This is a genomic window from Mycobacterium farcinogenes, from assembly GCF_019739075.1.
GTDB lineage: Bacteria > Actinomycetota > Actinomycetes > Mycobacteriales > Mycobacteriaceae > Mycobacterium > Mycobacterium senegalense.
The window spans coordinates 3,479,014-3,494,996 of record NZ_CP081673.1; the positions used below are offsets into that span (position 1 = coordinate 3,479,014).

General features: G+C 63.1%; 13 protein-coding genes. 5 read left to right on the plus strand and 8 right to left on the minus strand.

Annotated elements, in window-relative coordinates:
• Positions 1-262 precede the first annotated feature (262 nt).
• The 6 genes from K6L26_RS16560 to K6L26_RS16585 all read right to left on the minus strand — a co-directional run bounded on the left by K6L26_RS16560 (position 263) and on the right by K6L26_RS16585 (position 7,761).
• Complete coding sequence (locus K6L26_RS16560; RefSeq protein WP_043369886.1) at positions 263-1,519, minus strand: MFS transporter; 1,257 nt, start codon at positions 1,517-1,519, stop codon at positions 263-265.
• Complete coding sequence (locus K6L26_RS16565) at positions 1,519-2,637, minus strand: PLP-dependent cysteine synthase family protein (protein ID WP_043369888.1); 1,119 nt, start codon at positions 2,635-2,637, stop codon at positions 1,519-1,521. The genes K6L26_RS16560 and K6L26_RS16565 overlap by 1 nt, the downstream gene beginning before the upstream one ends.
• A 117-nt stretch (positions 2,638-2,754) precedes the next feature.
• Positions 2,755-3,219, minus strand: a complete 465-nt coding sequence (locus K6L26_RS31695) for a putative copper homeostasis (lipo)protein LpqS (protein ID WP_019347171.1) — start codon at positions 3,217-3,219, stop codon at positions 2,755-2,757.
• A gap of 517 nt (positions 3,220-3,736) precedes the next feature.
• Positions 3,737-4,060, minus strand: coding sequence for a hypothetical protein (locus K6L26_RS16575; protein WP_019347172.1), 324 nt, complete (start codon positions 4,058-4,060; stop codon positions 3,737-3,739).
• Positions 4,061-4,296: 236 nt separating this feature from the next.
• Entirely contained in the window at positions 4,297-5,787 is a 1,491-nt protein-coding gene (locus tag K6L26_RS16580) for a sensor histidine kinase (RefSeq protein ID WP_019347173.1), read from the minus strand.
• A gap of 807 nt (positions 5,788-6,594) precedes the next feature.
• Positions 6,595-7,761: a helix-turn-helix transcriptional regulator gene (locus tag K6L26_RS16585; protein ID WP_205626374.1), complete on the minus strand. Its 1,167-nt coding sequence runs from the start codon at positions 7,759-7,761 to the stop codon at positions 6,595-6,597.
• Between the two features lie 731 nt (positions 7,762-8,492).
• Here K6L26_RS16585 and K6L26_RS16590 point away from each other — a divergent pair.
• The 5 genes from K6L26_RS16590 to K6L26_RS16610 all read left to right on the plus strand — a co-directional run bounded on the left by K6L26_RS16590 (position 8,493) and on the right by K6L26_RS16610 (position 14,012).
• Positions 8,493-9,380 (plus strand): TnsA-like heteromeric transposase endonuclease subunit, encoded by an 888-nt coding sequence (locus K6L26_RS16590; protein ID WP_080989697.1) that lies wholly within the window; start codon positions 8,493-8,495, stop codon positions 9,378-9,380.
• Positions 9,356-11,443 (plus strand): Mu transposase C-terminal domain-containing protein, encoded by a 2,088-nt coding sequence (locus K6L26_RS16595; RefSeq protein ID WP_019347176.1) that lies wholly within the window; start codon positions 9,356-9,358, stop codon positions 11,441-11,443. The genes K6L26_RS16590 and K6L26_RS16595 overlap by 25 nt, the downstream gene beginning before the upstream one ends.
• Before the next feature lie 4 nt (positions 11,444-11,447).
• On the plus strand, positions 11,448-12,455 hold the full coding sequence (locus K6L26_RS16600; protein WP_019347177.1) for a TniB family NTP-binding protein: 1,008 nt from the start codon (positions 11,448-11,450) through the stop codon (positions 12,453-12,455).
• Between the two features lie 598 nt (positions 12,456-13,053).
• On the plus strand, positions 13,054-13,404 hold the full coding sequence (locus K6L26_RS16605) for a hypothetical protein (protein WP_019347178.1): 351 nt from the start codon (positions 13,054-13,056) through the stop codon (positions 13,402-13,404).
• A gap of 122 nt (positions 13,405-13,526) precedes the next feature.
• Positions 13,527-14,012, plus strand: a complete 486-nt coding sequence (locus K6L26_RS16610; RefSeq protein ID WP_019347179.1) for a hypothetical protein — start codon at positions 13,527-13,529, stop codon at positions 14,010-14,012.
• A gap of 177 nt (positions 14,013-14,189) precedes the next feature.
• Here the strand turns inward: K6L26_RS16610 and K6L26_RS16615 are convergent, their stop codons facing one another.
• Together K6L26_RS16615 and K6L26_RS16620 are read right to left on the minus strand one after the other, a co-directional pair.
• A complete protein-coding gene (locus tag K6L26_RS16615) occupies positions 14,190-15,236 on the minus strand; it encodes a helix-turn-helix domain-containing protein (RefSeq protein ID WP_019347180.1) in 1,047 nt (348 codons plus the stop codon).
• Entirely contained in the window at positions 15,233-15,844 is a 612-nt protein-coding gene (locus K6L26_RS16620; RefSeq protein ID WP_019347181.1) for a hypothetical protein, read from the minus strand. The genes K6L26_RS16615 and K6L26_RS16620 overlap by 4 nt, the downstream gene beginning before the upstream one ends.
• Positions 15,845-15,983: the final 139 nt, after the last annotated feature.

Here is a 15,983-nt window from a genome sequence, read left to right on the forward strand (position 1 = left end):
TAGCTGCCGTTGCGATCGGAGGCCCTCCTGCCTGCACCCGACTGGGCGCGAAGCCACCAAACATGTTGCGGCGGTGGCGTTGACGACGGCCACAACGGCCATGCTCGCCTCACGAGGCCCCGCGCCCGGCGGCCCACGATGCCAAGGTCATTGCACGCGCGGTACCCCGCTCCCAGCCGGGCGCGACACGTCGACTGCCAATCGTGTGTACAAGGCGCGCACACCTACCCGACATCGCCGCCACATTGAACTCGAATGCGACTCATTCTGGGCGTACAGCCATCTCCGGAATGGGGTCGAGGTCACCTGCACGGCTCATGCGGTGAAGCGCGACTGCGGCCAAGGCGCCCACCAAGAGCAGTCCGCCCCAGAGTAATTCGCTGACCCCGGCGTCCCGGGTGACTTGCAGGATCGCTCCAGTGGCGAGGTTGCCGATGAGTATCCCGATTCCCACCACCGTGTTGTAAAAACCGTAATGGGTGGCCACCAGACGATTTCCCGCAAGCGAGACCACGGTGTCCATCTCGAACGGAAATACCGCGGCCGAGCCCAGTGCCAGCAGAGACGCGCAGGCGAACAGGGCAATCAGAGCCGCCATGGAGCCCCACCGATTGCTGTCGGGAATGATCGCAAGTGGGGCAAAGGAGACCGCCAGGACACCCATTCCGATGACCAGCGAACGCGCCGAGCCCCATCTGGTGGCGAACCGTCGGGTGATGCGCAACTGGCCACCCACAGCGATGATGCCCGAGATCACGAAAAGACCTGCCACGACCAGCGATTCATGTTCAGGGGCGAGCGCGGCGGCGTGCAAGGGCAGGGCCAGATAGATTTGGAAGTTCAACACGTAGCAGCCGATCATGGCCGCGGCGAAACGCCGGAATGCCCGGTTGGACATCACGACGCGCCAGTCGTCAAGGATCGAGGTCGTCTCACCCGGCGGGTCGGCGGTGTGTTGAGGCAAGGCGAACAACTGCGCCACCGTCAACCCGAGAAATACCGTGGCCGCGACTGCGGCGGCGATGCGGAAATCAAGGGCCATCAGCGCCAGGCCCGCCAGCGGGCCCGCGAGAATGCCTCCCTGATAGAACACGTTGAACATGGCGAACGCCTGCACCCGGCGTGGGCCCGAATCGGCTGCCAGGTAGGCGCGCACGGCCGGATTGAACAGCGCTCCTGCGAAACCGGTTGCTGCCGAGGCGATCAGCAGTGTGGGCAGCGACTGTGCCACGACCAGCAGACCGAACCCGGCGGTGCGCAGAAGACAGCCCGCCACGATCAGTGGCTTGTAGCCCAAACGATCGGCCAGTGTTCCACCGACGATGAACATTCCCTGTTGAGAGAAATTACGGACCCCCAGCACCAGACCGACGGCCCAGGCTGCCAACCCCAGAGGCCCGGCGAGATACCCCGCGAGGTAAGGCATCAACATATAGAAACCGAGGTTGATGCCGAATTGGTTGATCATCAGCAGGCGGCTGGGCCAACCAAAGCTTGTGAACTGGCGTAGCGCTGCCATCAGTGATCAGAACGCATCGGATCACACACTGTCGAGCAGCGCGTCCACGCGTGCACGACGCGGTCGGTGGGCCTGCACATCTCGGCGGGATCGGCGGGCGGTCGCACACCGAGCAGATCGTGCTGGCGGCAATAATCGTCGTTGTACACGGTGTCGAAGTAACGTTGCGGTCCGTCCGGGAAGATCGCGGCGATCGTGGTATCGGGCCGATGGGTACGAGCGAGCCACCCGGCTACCAGGGCGACCGCTCCCACACTCCATCCCCCACTGGCGTAGCGGGTTGCTGCCAGCGTTCGGCATGCCCACACGGCCTCGGCCGGCCCGACCCAGTGCACCTCATCGAAGGCGGCGTAATCGACGTTGCGGGGATAGATGCTGGAGCCCAGGCCGCGCATCAAGCGCGTCGCGGCGGGCTGGCCGAAGATGGTCGAGCCGACGGTATCGACACCGACGAGCTTCAGATCTGGGTTGAACTGGCGCAAGACGCGGGTGACGCCGGCAGAGTGGCCACCTGTGCCCACCGAACACACCAAGACGTCAATGGTGCCGAGTTGGGCGTGCAGTTCCAGCGCCAAACCCTGGTATGCCTCGACGTTGTCGGGATTGTTGTACTGGTCGGGATTCCACGCATGCGGGTCAGCGGCGAGCACCTCGGCGACCTTGTCACAGCGTGCGCCTTGCCAGCCCCGGTCGGGATGCGGCTGGGTGACGACCCGCAGATCGGCGCCGTAGGCGGCCAGCATCCGGTGCATCATCGGCTCCATCCCCGGGTCAGTGACCAGTGTCACCGGGTGTCCGTACACCGTGCCGGCGAGGGCTAGCCCCAAACCCAGTGTGCCGCTGGTCGATTCAACGATTCGTGCTCCGGATTTCAGGTCACCGCGGGCACGGGCCCGTTCCACCAGATGCATCGCGGTCCGGTCTTTCATACCGCCGGGATTGAAGCCCTCAAGCTTGGCCCAAAAGCCAGCTCCACCGTCGCTGAACGGCGAGGATACCCGCAGAATTGGGGTGTGGCCGACCAACGTCCCGGGGCCACTATTTCGCTGTAGACAGCGATGTTGGGGTTGGTCGGTGTCGGCTGGTGGTGTCGAACGAGTCGACAGTAGGTCGTTCATATCCGGTGTCGGCTTTCTGGGCGCGCCACAACCTGACCGTGTGGCAATGAGAAATAGGGAGCAGCTGTGCCCAGGCTGTGTCACACCCTCAGGGGGTGGCCTAGGCGTCCGCCCCGCTCAGCGCCGCGCTACGCACAAGCGGATCAATACCTGCTGGCCCGAGGCGATTACGGCGGGAATGGTCGGCGGAGCACGCATCGCGGACCAGACCGAAAAGCCCCACAACCTCCAGGCCCACACCACCGCGATGACGACGCCCAACGCCGCCACCGCCCCGGCGGGCCGTGGTAGCACCGCGATGGCGAACTCCTCAGGACACGAGGTGAGGCCTTCGGCAGCGTGAAGATGGTCGGCGACCACACCGTCGACAGACCCCGCGGCCAGAGCCGGTCCACCTACAGCCGAGGCCGAGGACAACCCGATGGCCGTCGGACACGACGAGACGGCCACACCGCCGGTCGCGAGCACCGACAATGCCAAGGCCAGCAGCAGGACTGGACGCCATCGATGCCTCGGCAAGACTTTGACAAAGCGCGCGATGGTACTCACGACGGTGTCGAGGCCCTTCGCTGTGGCTGACATGCGGGCCGCTCGGGTTTGCCCGTCCGCGATCGTCCGGCGACATGCCCGGGCCGAGCAACCCAGTACCGCCGTACCGCAACCGGTTTCAGGACACGTTTATCCTCGACGCGGCTGCTCGCGGACCATCCTCGCAATGCCTCTGCCCCGGTGTGGGTGGTCACGTGCGCCTTCACAACCCCCTCAGGTCGCTGTGGGGATCTGCGCCGCCGCAACGGGCCCGCCAGGATCAGGATTGGGCCTCCGCGGATCGATCGCGGCGACACCCGTGGCGCCCAGCAGCCCGCCGGCCGTTGCGGTCTCGCGCTGCGCAGACGCGGGCAGGCCTGAGGACGATCGCGTCGGTGCAACGAGCTCCGCCAAATCGACTTGGCGTGATCGGCACGCCCGCATTCCTGGCCGGGCGGCTGAGCCTGGTCGCCGGGTGTCGCGAGGCGATCGTTGATGTGGGCGACGGACTGACCGCCGCTGCTGAACCCGCGGCCGCGCCGACGGCGGCCGCGAGCGGAGACAGCCGTGGTCAGCGCTTGCACATGAGGTCCACGTAGACGGTTTTGTAGCGAACCAGCGGGTTGACGTTTCCTGCGGGTCCACGCTGTATCCACGAGTGCTTGACCGAAGTTCCCGGGCGTACCGCGCTGACGCTGCACTTGTCCATCGACGCGTTGCCGACCTTGTTGAGGATGACGCGATAGCCATCGGCTTCGAGTTCGGCGATCGTCGCTTGGGCTGATGCCTGTGCTGTCGGCGCGGCCAGTACCGGTGCCGCCAGACCGAGACCGGACGCACTGATTAGCGTCGTGACGGCTAAAGCCTTAACAGTGGTTCCCGATATGCGCGTCATACTGAAATCCTTCACAAAACACGTCAGTGTGCATTTTTTTCCGCTTATTCGGCGCCTGATTCCAGGCTAGGAACCCACACGCACATCGGCAAGACATTCACATCGGATGCATACGAATCGGGAAGTCTTCCAGCATATAGAATTCACATGTTACAGACAGAATGAAACCCATGTTCAACACACATAATCCACATAAATCCAGTCACATCGAATCCCGATAAATTTGTTCGCGGTGTTCAGTCGTTACTGGTCAGAGGTAGTTTCACGCGAAAAACTGTCTGCCCGTACTCTGATTCGGCACTCACCGACCCATGATGGGCTTCGGCAATCGACGCGACGATGGCCAATCCCAACCCTGTGCTGGCGATTTCGCCTGACCGGGAATTGTGTGCGCGCACAAAGCGCTCAAATAAACGTGGCAACAAATCCGGGTCGATACCGGTGCCGTCGTCGGCAACAGTGACCTCGACGAATCCGTCGTCACCGACAGTGACGCTGGTCCTGACCGTCGTCCCAGCCGGCGTGTGCACCCGCGCATTGGTCAGCAGATTGCTCAGGAGTTGGTGTAGACGATCACGGTCACCGCTGATCCACACCGGTGCAGTCGGCACGGTCGTGGACCAACGATGATCGGGTCCCGATACTGATGCGTCGTTGACGGCAGCGGCGACGACATCGCACAAGTCCACCTCGTCGGCCAGCAGGTCCTGCCCCTCGTCGAGGCGCGACATCAGCAGCAGGTCACCGACTAAGCCGCTCATCCGCTGCGCTTCGGCTTCGATGCGCGCGAAGGCGTACTCGCTGGTGGGGGGCAGCTCGACACTGTCTTGGCGGGTGAGTTCTGCATAGCCGCGGATCGCGGCCAACGGGGTGCGTAGTTCGTGACTGGCGTCTGTGAGGAACTGGCGAATCCTGCGGTCCGATTCGGCTCGCTGTGCCAGCGCGCCGTCCACGTTGACCAGCAGCCGATTGAGGGCATCACCGACAATGCCCACCTCGTTGTCAGGATCAGTGTCAGCTTCGTCGACGCGCGCCGTGATCCTGTGCTCATCGTCGGCCAGCGGTAACGTCGCGACCCTGGCTGCTGTCGCCGCTACACGGCGTAACGGCCGCAGCGCGTAGTCCACCACTAACACCGTCCCGATGCTTGTGACCACCAGCGCGATGACGATAAGTCCCACTGTGGCAATGGTTTTTGCGGCAACCACTTCCTCCGCCCGGTTCAGCGACACCGCCGACACCAACCGATCCCCGCCCTCGGCCTCGCGACTTTGAACCCGGTAGAATCCCAGGTTGGGGAATTCGAATGTGCGGGGCGGGCCATCGCTCCAGGCCTGCGACTCGATCACCCCAACAACATCTTGTGGGGCCGGATCCGCCCCGGTGTCAGAAAACAACGCGGATTCAACCACGGTGCCTTTGCGTAACACCGCGATCAGATTCCCGGGGCCCTGCCCGATGAATTCGGTCAACTCTTCGGTAGTTGCCGGATCCGGTGAGTGCTGCGACCCCGTTCCGTTCTGCTTCAATTTGGAGTAGATATGGGTGAAAGCGGTCAATGACCGCGCCAACTCGGCATCGCTCGTGCTGTTGACGTAGCTCCGAACGCTCAGCACCGAGATCGCGCCCACAGCGAGAAGCACAGCCGTCACAACGGCGCATACCCCGAACAACACCTGCCGGCGGACGGTTCCGGGGACCCACCATCGCCGTTGCTTGCCGATCATCGGGCCCTCCGTGCCGAACTGCCCCGATCAACGGCGTTCGTCGTTCTCCGATGCTCCACACTGGCGCAGCGATACCAGCCGCGGTCGACAAGACCACAGTTCAACTGGCGCGCAACAGGTCCCGCATCGTTGCGTGCATTGGGAAGTGCTAGCCTGCCAGATCCGCACTGGTTCCAATTCCGCTGCAGCAAAATCGATCTCGCTATCATGAACGCCCCCTTCACGCTGCGCCTTCGACCATGGGCGCAACTGCCGACAACTCACCGGCACCCCAGGCGGTGACCCACCGCCACAGCGCCACGACAAGCCGAGCCACACGCCACGGCGCGCGACGACCTCCGCGTGAACACGCCGCGGTTGTCATGTGTGACGTAGCGAGCAGGGCCCCGGCATGCGGGAAGGTCGACAGGCACGCGCCGCTGGCGGTGACACACCCATATTGTTACGTGCGCATATTCGCATGTCACCAAGTTCATGCCGTTTTCACACCTGAGCGCACCTCGCGACGCTGGACAACGATTACCTCCAGCTGGGTGCAGGTGCGCGTCGAAACCACATTCGACCGTTGCGCTATGAGCGGCCCGTGGTGCGGGTGACTCATGAGTGCTGCCCTCAGGCCCTCTCGGCCAACGCGGGGTGCTCAACTCAACCTTGCGCCGCTACGAACGGGGCCGCCTTTCTAGCGTGTCCGGGCCGTTGGAGTCACCGTCTATGTGCGTAAGGTGCGACACGCTCAGTGCGCCAGGGCGATTGGGCCGACAGTCGAAGCCTATGATCGATTCCCATTTGGTGTGCCGGATTGCAGCGTTACTGGCGGCCGGCCGCTGGCAGGCTCGTGCTGCGGCGGTGGTGCTCGTCGAGGCGTTGTGCGAACTCACCGACGGTCGTGTCGCGCTGTATACCCAACTCATCGAAGGACACGAGCCCGGCGCCGGTTTTCACCCCGACGTGGTCGTAATACACCGAGGCAAAGAAGTGCCGGTCGGCTTCGGGCAGATGCGCCACAATGGTGTAGGGCATGTACGGCAGCGTCTGGTCTTGCAGCCATCCGTAGGAATCGGTCGACTCGGCTACGACGAAAAGCATTTCGCCCGTGGCCGATTGAGGGAAGTCTCGCTCGAAGTCCTTGCGAATGCGTGCCTTCTGCTCCAGGTCCTCGCCGACACCTTCACGATAGAATTCAGGAGTGAACTGCGAGAGGAACAGCCGGCTGGTGTGCAATCTGGCATCACTCGGTGGGCTGGTCTGAACCCGCACAACGCGCAGCGGCTCATCATCGATGATGATGCGTTGCTCAGCATGAAGGCACATCTGCCGGTAGCCCATCTTGGCCAGCCGAATCGCGGCTTCCTCCATGAGCTCGTCGAGGACGGGCGCCCCCGTTTTGTTCACGTCTACCCCCTGGGGTGAATAGACGTGCCAATTCTTGGGGCGATCCGCGCTGAGGAACGTGCCGTCGGCATATTCGAGGTCACTGATCACTATCAGATGGGCCACCCGCGCGGCGTTGCCTTTGGGTGTGTGAATCGAGTCCGGGCCTGGGGTGTCCGCTTCGGTCAGGCCCGGACTCGGTGTACTCGGCGTGGTCGGTTCTGTGGACGGGGGCGGCCACGGTGACCGGCCGGTGTTCACGGTCAGATTTGCATCGCCACCGTGGGTCAAGCCGAGCAGTCGACGGTAGGTGCTGTGATATTTGGCCGGCACCGGGCGAGTGCCCCGTTCCCACTGTGAAACGGTTGCTCGACTGACGCCTAAGGCTCGTGCGATGTCGGTTTGATTCAGCCCCGCAGCTACTCGGAGCTGCGCCAGCGTCGCCGCACCTGTGGGCGCGTGATACAGATCCGCGATCGCCACCCCCACGGCTGCGGCGATCGCGGGAATGCTGCGCGGCCGCGGTCGACATTCCCCGGTCTCCCACTGCAAGACCACTTCCCACTCGGTCTCGAGGCGTCGGGCCAATTCCGTGCGCGTCAAGCCCAGCCGCTCCCGTGCCGCGGTCAGGCGGGACCCGTCAAAGCCGCCCTTTGGACGATCCTCTCTGGACACACGGCTAATCCTGCCATGTCGGCCCGGCGGCACACCGGCTTCGCTCGTAGGGCTGCAGACCTTTTGCCCACCCCTTTTCGCGTCTATTATCGTGTTACCGACTTGCGAGTAGCATCCGGTGATGGTGTTTGCTGATCTTTCGCTTGCGTGTGCTGTTCCCGGCTGAGGCTAAGGCGCGCTGCGGTCCCGGGATCCTGGCCCGCTCGATTCGAGCCCCATGCCTTGGTTGCATTGCTGCGCCGTCGCGCTGATGGCGAATACCGTGTGACACATAGATATTTCGCGTTGAAACTCTGACATCGTTCGGGAGGGTGAACCGCGCTACCACCACTGGGTGCCCGGAAGTGTCCCGCCCGAAGGACGTCCAAGGCTGGTCGCAGGGCGAGGTGCGGGGCGGGTCACGCTGGATTGCTGGAGATCTTGTGCGGCGCTACATGCATGTGGTGAACTAGCGGTTATCTTCCGCTGGCGCGCGGCCGCCGCTGACGCGTCAGCTTTGGGTCGGAGACGATCACACATTCCTATGAAGGAGGTGACCGATACGCACTCGACCGCTGATCTCGTAATTCTCACCTAGACATTGAAAAAGCCGGGGGCCAGCCCGGCTTCTTCGGTGTGCCTCGATGCGGCTCGCATCTCTCTCCATGTGAGGAGGACACATGGCTATTTCACCGTGCCCTGGAACAGATGTCAACCCCTCGGCGACAATCGTTCGGCCGTCAGTGCTGCGGGAATCGTGCGCTGATCCGCCCGTCAAAGCTGTGGCCATCACCGGGCAACCGGCTGGGCGGGCGCCGCTTCCGGTCAACGATGCTCCGTACACCAAGATTCTGTACGACGACCCGGAGACGGGCCGACGCACACGGTCTCGGATCGTCGCCGAGCTGGGCGGTATCCGGTTCGAATCCTGCGTACCCATCCGCACGTTTCCCGCCTACCGCGGCAGGCGGTCACGCCAAGGGCGATACTGGTTTTCGCGGTCTCAATCGCATGTGCGGTTTGAGTCTCGTTTCGAGATGACCGCGCTGATGGTGCTCGACTTCGTTGGCCACGCAACAGCGGTCAGCTCCAATCCGTTCTGGCTGCTGTGGCCGACCGGAACGACACCGGTGCGCCACGCCCCGGATTTCTTCGTGCGGCGCCGCGACGAATCGGTGCTGATCGTCGACGTCAAACCCGCGCAGCGAATGACCGACAAGGATCGTGTGCAACATGACTGGACACGCGCTGTCTGCGGTGAACTAGGTTGGGATTACCAAGAATTCACCGAGCTGAATGTCGTACTTGAGCGCAATCTGCGCCTGCTGTCGGGGTACCGTCACCCACGGTTTGCTCCCCCCGACGACAGCGGTGCCCTCATCGCAGCGCAGGCGCGGGCCGCCGGGGAAAACGGTGTTCGGCTGCCCGAACTGATCGATGCCGCAGCCCTCTGCACTGGTCTGACCGCCGATCAGGTGATCGCCGCGGTGTATCACATGCTGTGGAACGCGCAGCTTCACGTGGATCTGAACCATCCGTTGACATGGAACGCGACGGTGCGACCATGATCCACATCCAAACCGGTGACATCGTCGAATTTCGCGGCCAGACATGGCAGATCCGCGATTCGGATGCCACCACAGTGCACCTGAAATGCCTCGACGACGGCAGCAGTCTCACGCTGCCGACGGGGGTGCTGCTGGCCGATGAGACCTTCGTCGGCCCCGGCGATCCCGGCCCGAGCGTGGCAGACCAGCGATTGCTCGACCTCACCGTCCCGCAACGACGCAGGGAGGCCGAATTCTGGTACGCCCACATGTACGAAGTGAAGTACGGCATCGCGTTACGGGACCGCGGCGTCATCGACGCACCCCCACCCGCGGCCACCATCGCCTCACGTCTGGGCGCCAAACGGCACGAACTGATGCGCGCCGGCCTCGAAGTCTCCATGTCCACCATGTGGCGCAAGTGGCGCGGCTTCAACCGTCGAGGCGTCCTCGGATGTGCTGATCTGCGCGGAATGCCCGGCCACGTCCGGCTGTCGGGAATTGATCAACGCGTGGAGGCAACCCTGGCCGCTGTCCGCAACCACTTCATCGACAAATCCACCCCCACAAAGAAGCAGATCATCGAAATGGCCAAACACCGACTCACCGACGACAACGTCGCCATGCCCGGCAAAACCTCCTGGTACGAGCTGCTCAAGAGAGTGGACCGGGGCGAGCACATCACCGGCGACGCAACCTCGCGCCGCAGCCACGCCAACAGCCCCGACCGGGCCTTCAACAAGATCGTCGCCCTGTTCCCCGGGGAGGAAGTCCAGCTGGACTCCACACGGCTGGATGCCATGGTGCTGATGGCCGACGGGCAGCCGGCCACCGTCGATCTGGCAGCAGGAATCGACGTCGCCACCGAGACCATGCTCTCACCGATCCTGCGCCCAAACGCCTGCAAGACAGTGGATGCCTTGGAGATCTGGGCCAACGCCGCGGTTCCCAAACAGTTGATCCCCGGTTGGTCAGAGACCATGGCGATCGCGCGGAGCTATCTGCCCGACGTCATGCTGCCCACCGAGGACTTTGATGCCGCCCTCGCCAACTACCCCATCATCGATGTGCGAGGTGTGGTGGTTGATCGGGGCAAGATCTTTGTGTCAGAGGCCTTTAAGCGCGCCGCCGAAACCCGCGGTGTCAACTACTACTTGTCGCCCCCGTTCACCCCCACGGCTAAGCCCCACATTGAACGGCTCCTGGAAACCATCGCTGATGACTTCGTGCGATGGATACCCGGCTACAAAGGACGATCGGTCAATCATCGCGGTCGTCGACCGGACAAAGAAGCGCTGTGGCCGCTGCCGTTGCTTCAGGCCCTTCTCGACGAATGGACCGTCACCGTCTACCAGAACCGCCCACACACCGGTGTCGAGGTAGGAATGGCGCCACGAATGAAGTTGTCCCCCAATGCTATTTACCGCGCACTGTCCCAGTCGGCGCCTACCCCGATCCGCACGCTGAGCCGCGACGAGTGGATCGGCTTGCACCCATACAAGTTCAGGCGTATCAACCGCTACGGAATCAACTTCGAAAAACTGGTCTACGACTGCGATTCATCAGCGTTTCACCGACTGCGTCGGAGAAAGTCGCCCAACCAGAAACACAACGGCAAGTGGGAGATTCGCTACGATCCCAATAACCTGCTGCATATTTGGGTACGCGATGAATCATTCGACTACGACGAGCGCGGCCGCCAGGTGTTCAAGGACAACGGCTGGATCGAATGCGACTGGGTTCTGGCCAAATTCGCGGTCATCCCGTTCGGCATCGACCTCCTTCACGCCATCAGACGCGACCTGGGAAAAAAGGTGAGCGACAAGCAGGTGCTCGAACGCGCTGAGCACATCCACCGCCAACTTCTCGGTGGCCCGCCAGAACCCCACCGCCGACCGCTGACTCGTTTGGAGACCGTCGCCGGCCGCGCGAACCTCGCCAGACAACAGCTCTGCACGCCCATACCGGCCCAGCCCGACCGCGCTCCGTCGCTACAGGATGCCGATGCGGTGCCACTACCTGACTACCCACCACCGCCCCCGGTCGAACCCATGCGCGTCATGCGCCTGTCTGAAGGATGGTGAGGGCGTGGCGTCACCAACTACGAAAGAGGAATGGCGCGAATACTGCACCTACGAGCCGACCCCAGACGCAGGTCGCCCCCACCTGAGCATCGATGAGATCAGGGCTCTCACTGCAGAACAGAGATCGCTCTACAACGACCAGCGCGTCGCCTACCTCGAAGAAGAGCGGTTGTTTCCGACCCGCGACCTCACCAGCGTCCTCGCGTTGGCACACAAACTGATGCGCGCTGCACGTGTCAAGAAGTTCGTCGCGCGCCGAGGCATACGCGTGTCGGGAAACACGCGCATCGGAAAATCCACTGCCGTCATGGCCGCGGGTAAAACTCTGGATTGCGAAATGCGTCGCATCAGCGGACGCGAAACCGACCTGTCCTACCTGCCCGTCATCTACACCCCGATCGCCACGGCGACGTCGATAAACAAGCTGTGGATCAGACTGGCCGACTTCGTCGGAGCACGTGAGATACGCGGCACCGATCCCGATGAACGCCTACTTGACCTCGCGCACCTGCTCAAGAAGTTGGGCACACGGTTTGTCATCCTCGATGAGGCGCAGCGCCTCAACACCGACCGTCCGGCCGTGGCTGAGGTGGCCGACGCGATCAAAGTCTTCGCCGAGACCCTCGACGCCACCATGATATTCGCGGGAATCTCGCTGGACACGGCGCCGCTGTTCAGCGGCAGGAGCGGTGAGCAGTGGCGAAAGCGCACGCGGCCGGTCAACATGAGCAAGTACGAAGCCAGCAGGAACGGTGACCAACTTGAGTGGCAACGGTTGGTCGCGGCATTCGAATGTCTGCTGCCGCTGCCGCTGCACGAACGGGGTCTGTTGGAACGCAACGCCGCCTACCTGCTGCACCGCACCGACGGCTCGCTCGCACTGCTCAGCGATCTCATCGTTGATGCAGCCTCGGCCGCCATCGATTCGGGAACCGAAGCGATCACTCTCGAACTGCTCGACACCATCGCCGTCGACGATGAAGACCGCGGAACGGTCCCCCATGAGCAGTAAACCTGACACCCCGCCCCGAGACCTCGGCCCGATCGCCCACCGGTCACGATTCCGGCGCCTGCCGATCCAGGTCCGGCCCATGACCGCCGAAACATTGCACAGCTACCTCGGCAGAGTCACCGACCAAAACTTGCTGCGCCCCGGGATGCTTCGCGACCTGTCGAAGGGCCGCGGGTTTGCGACCACGCTGTCAACATTGACCGGTTACTCGAAACGCCACCTGGTCTTCTCCCTCCCCGAACTACGCACGCCGGCCAGTCTGCGTGCGTACCCACAATTGGCCGGCGAAGTAAGTTCCTGCGCCGGCAAGCGACCCGCGTGCCAACAGTGTGTCGCCGCGCGACTGGGTACCGATGACTGCGTCACCGTCTTCGCCAGCCACGAACAGCTCATTTGCCCCACCCACAGCCGCTGGCTCGGGAATGGGTCGTTGAAATGCCCACGACCACACCAATTCTCGATTGCCGCATGCCCCGAAATTATTGCCGCAAACCTGCAGCACAAGCGAATAATCAGCCGCTGGGGACGTGGGCCCACCCATGCCAGCTTCCTTGATGCGGTGACGTGCCTGTCGAGGTGGAGCCGCTGGCCGGTCGTCATGACTGCATCCGACATTCGAGGGCGCTGGGAGCGCCTCGACATCACCGACGAAAGCCCACCGCTGTCGCCGGCTGAGATCGCGGCGTGGTATCCCAACGCGGTATCGCTGACGCGGGTGATCCTGGCTCAACGCCGGGAGATCAAAACCGCACGCGGAATGACCCGCAACATCGCTACCGCCAGCGTGGAGCGGCTCAGACGAGAAGTCGTCGAGGGATTGGCCACCAGCGGCGCGTTTGACCCCTACCGCTACGCCATCACCAGCGATCGAATCGAACCCGACTCCGAAGTCGAAGCCCCCGCCCGCCCCCGACACTCCCCCGCAGCAACGGACAATCAACAAACCTGACGAACCCTGCAGCCCCGGGCCGCCGGACCTGCCAGAGCCTGAGTTGTCGTCGCGCGGCGCGGCAGCACGTTTGTCGGTTGTGCTCGCGCTGGGGCAGCCGCGGACCTGTATAGGGTCTGGCCATGACCTTCCTGCCGTGGGTGTCAGTGGTGATCAGTCTTGCCTCGGTTGTGGTCGCCTTGTTCGCACTGAGAACGCACGGCAAGCGCGAGCTGCGCGGATTCAATCGGAAGCTGTTGACAGAACACGTAACCGAACTGCTCGTGCTCATCGACGCCGAACTTGCGCGACTTGGTGCAGGCAGCGTGCAGGAAGACGGATTCGACGTGAGCGGCGTGCGCTACATGGAGTTGTCGTACCAGTTCCTGAGCCGTAAGACGGTCATCGAAGTGGTCTCTCCCTCGTGCGCACGAGCGGTCACGCAATCACTGGAGCGAATGAGTACGTTTCGCAACGAGACCGACGGCAAGCCGTACTCGCTGCTTGGCGCCATGTTCAATGGGCTTGCGTTGATGCGGGGGCAGCTGCTCGTGACGCACTTGCGGGCAGTCGCCCACCCGCAATTCGACGAGAAGGAAATCAGGCAGCGGGCAGCCACGTTGAAATAGCCGCTCGACGGCACGAAGCTGGAACGGATTGTGGGGCCTGGCACCTGAGGGAACCGCCTGACGCTCCCGCGGCAAGCACAACATCCACACCCCAGCAGCGCAGATACCCACGCAGAACCACACCGGTGCGGGCAGAGGTCATTGCGGTGCCGATCGACGGGTTCATCGCGACCGCACCTAGAGGGCCCGCAGACGTGTTTCCGGTGGGAGAAACACACTTTCGTTGCCGGCAGTGCGGCGACCGGTCAAGCGGGCGACTTCGTCTCGGCTGAGGCCGCCACGGGTCATGAGCGTCTGTCCGATCGTTTGCGCCAACTCGGGTCGCTCGGTGGGGATGGCATCGGCGCCGGGCTCGTGCCGGCGCCACCCGCGCGCGTTCATGGTGCGATAGAACTTGGTGCGGTCGGCAGCGCTGACTTTCCCCAGACGGTGGGCGTGCTCGAAGATCGCCTGCATCGAGACGCCCCACATCTTCTTCAACGCGAGCAACCGTGACGGCGTGAGACTGTGCAGGTCGGACTCGATCACGTGCGACGGCATCAGCAGTTCGGCGGCGAAATCGTCGGCTTGCGATTCGACATCGGGGTCCACATAGCTCGAATGCAACACAAGGTGGCCCACCTCGTGGGCCAGCGTCCATCGTTTCCGATCAGTGGACAGATCTGCGTTGAGCAATATGACCGGATACTCGCTGGCCCACTGCGACAACCCGTCAATGCGCCGAGTTCCCAAGTGCTCCTCGACAACGATGACGCCGGCCGACTCGACCCAGCGCGTCAGATTGCGCACGGGACCGATCGGCATCCTCCACTGGGCCCGCACCATGCGGGCAGCATCAGCCGGTGTCGTGTCATCCGGATCGAAGGTGGGCATGTGGTTGGTCGGGCTCATCGGGATGCGGCGGGTCAAAAACGCCGACCGCATCCGGTAGAGGTTCAACTTCGATTCGGCCGACTTCCACTCCGAGACCTTGGTCGTCTTCTGCCGGCGCATGTGCGCGTCGGCTGCCAACGCTCCCCGAAGCTGGAATGGATGGGTGAGGAAATCCGGTGACACATCAAGGATTTCAGACATTCGCTCGACTGTGGCGTCGTCGGGTTCGCGCAGGTCATTCTCGTAGCGCGACAAGGCGGCCTGAGTGATTCCCAGGTGCTCTGCGAGTTCTTCCTGCGTGAGTCCGGCGGCGCGTCGGGCGGTCAGAATGACGTCGCCGATCTGGCTCATGGCTGATCCGTGGTGCCTTCGTCGCGCTCTTCGACCACGTCGCTGAGGTCCAGTTGCGGCAGCTGTGGGTCGATCGGTTCCCACGTGATGCCGGTCGCCTCACCACCTGCCGGCGACGTCAAGGTCACCGACCACACCGGGTTGTTCTTGCCGTCGCGGAACGACAAGATCGCCTCACCGATCTCACCGAGCTCGGGCTCCCAGATATAACCCATGGCCAGCGTGACCAGCTCCAAGCCGGGCAACGCGGCCTGATTGGTCCAGAACGCCAACGCTCCGCTGGTCGGGAACGTCTCGATCCGCAAGTTGGCGGCGTGGCGCTTGAAGCGCACCACATAGTTGGCTCCGTAGTGGATCTGCCGCGTCGGCTCTTCATCGACGACGGTCACCTCGGGATGACTGGCGACCTGGCTGGTCATGGAGTCCCACATGCGCTCGTGGATGAAGTTCGCGACGAAACGCTTGGAGAAGTTGACGAACCACTGCGGCTTGAACTCCTCGAAGACCGCCAGATCCGCCCGCGCGGTGTCGACGGCCACGACGAAGGCGCGCAAGAACTTGTCGCCAAGATCATCCACCACAACCTGCGGATCCGGGTATTGCGACATGCCAGAAAATATACCAGTGAGCGTCCGGTCTCGTCGCGATCAGCCCCGTACCGGCTCGGTGTGTCGAGGTCAGAGGCATCAATGTCGGCGCTCCAAGCGCCCGGAAACCATCTTGTTAATGTTGTACAAGGTTGTATAG

What these genes read in the sequence shown, in the direction of transcription:
- K6L26_RS16560 (WP_043369886.1), bottom strand. Translation starts at nt 1,519, where the DNA reads ATGGCAGCGCTACGCCAGTTCACAAGCTTTGGTTGGCCCAGCCGCCTG.
- K6L26_RS16565 (WP_043369888.1), bottom strand. Translation starts at nt 2,637, where the DNA reads ATGAACGACCTACTGTCGACTCGTTCGACACCACCAGCCGACACCGAC.
- K6L26_RS31695 (WP_019347171.1), bottom strand. Translation starts at nt 3,219, where the DNA reads ATGTCAGCCACAGCGAAGGGCCTCGACACCGTCGTGAGTACCATCGCG.
- K6L26_RS16575 (WP_019347172.1), bottom strand. Translation starts at nt 4,060, where the DNA reads ATGACGCGCATATCGGGAACCACTGTTAAGGCTTTAGCCGTCACGACG.
- K6L26_RS16580 (WP_019347173.1), bottom strand. Translation starts at nt 5,787, where the DNA reads ATGATCGGCAAGCAACGGCGATGGTGGGTCCCCGGAACCGTCCGCCGG.
- K6L26_RS16590 (WP_080989697.1), top strand. Translation starts at nt 8,493, where the DNA reads ATGGCTATTTCACCGTGCCCTGGAACAGATGTCAACCCCTCGGCGACA.
- K6L26_RS16595 (WP_019347176.1), top strand. Translation starts at nt 9,356, where the DNA reads ATGGAACGCGACGGTGCGACCATGATCCACATCCAAACCGGTGACATC.
- K6L26_RS16605 (WP_019347178.1), top strand. Translation starts at nt 13,054, where the DNA reads ATGACTGCATCCGACATTCGAGGGCGCTGGGAGCGCCTCGACATCACC.
- K6L26_RS16610 (WP_019347179.1), top strand. Translation starts at nt 13,527, where the DNA reads ATGACCTTCCTGCCGTGGGTGTCAGTGGTGATCAGTCTTGCCTCGGTT.
- K6L26_RS16615 (WP_019347180.1), bottom strand. Translation starts at nt 15,236, where the DNA reads ATGAGCCAGATCGGCGACGTCATTCTGACCGCCCGACGCGCCGCCGGA.
- K6L26_RS16620 (WP_019347181.1), bottom strand. Translation starts at nt 15,844, where the DNA reads ATGTCGCAATACCCGGATCCGCAGGTTGTGGTGGATGATCTTGGCGAC.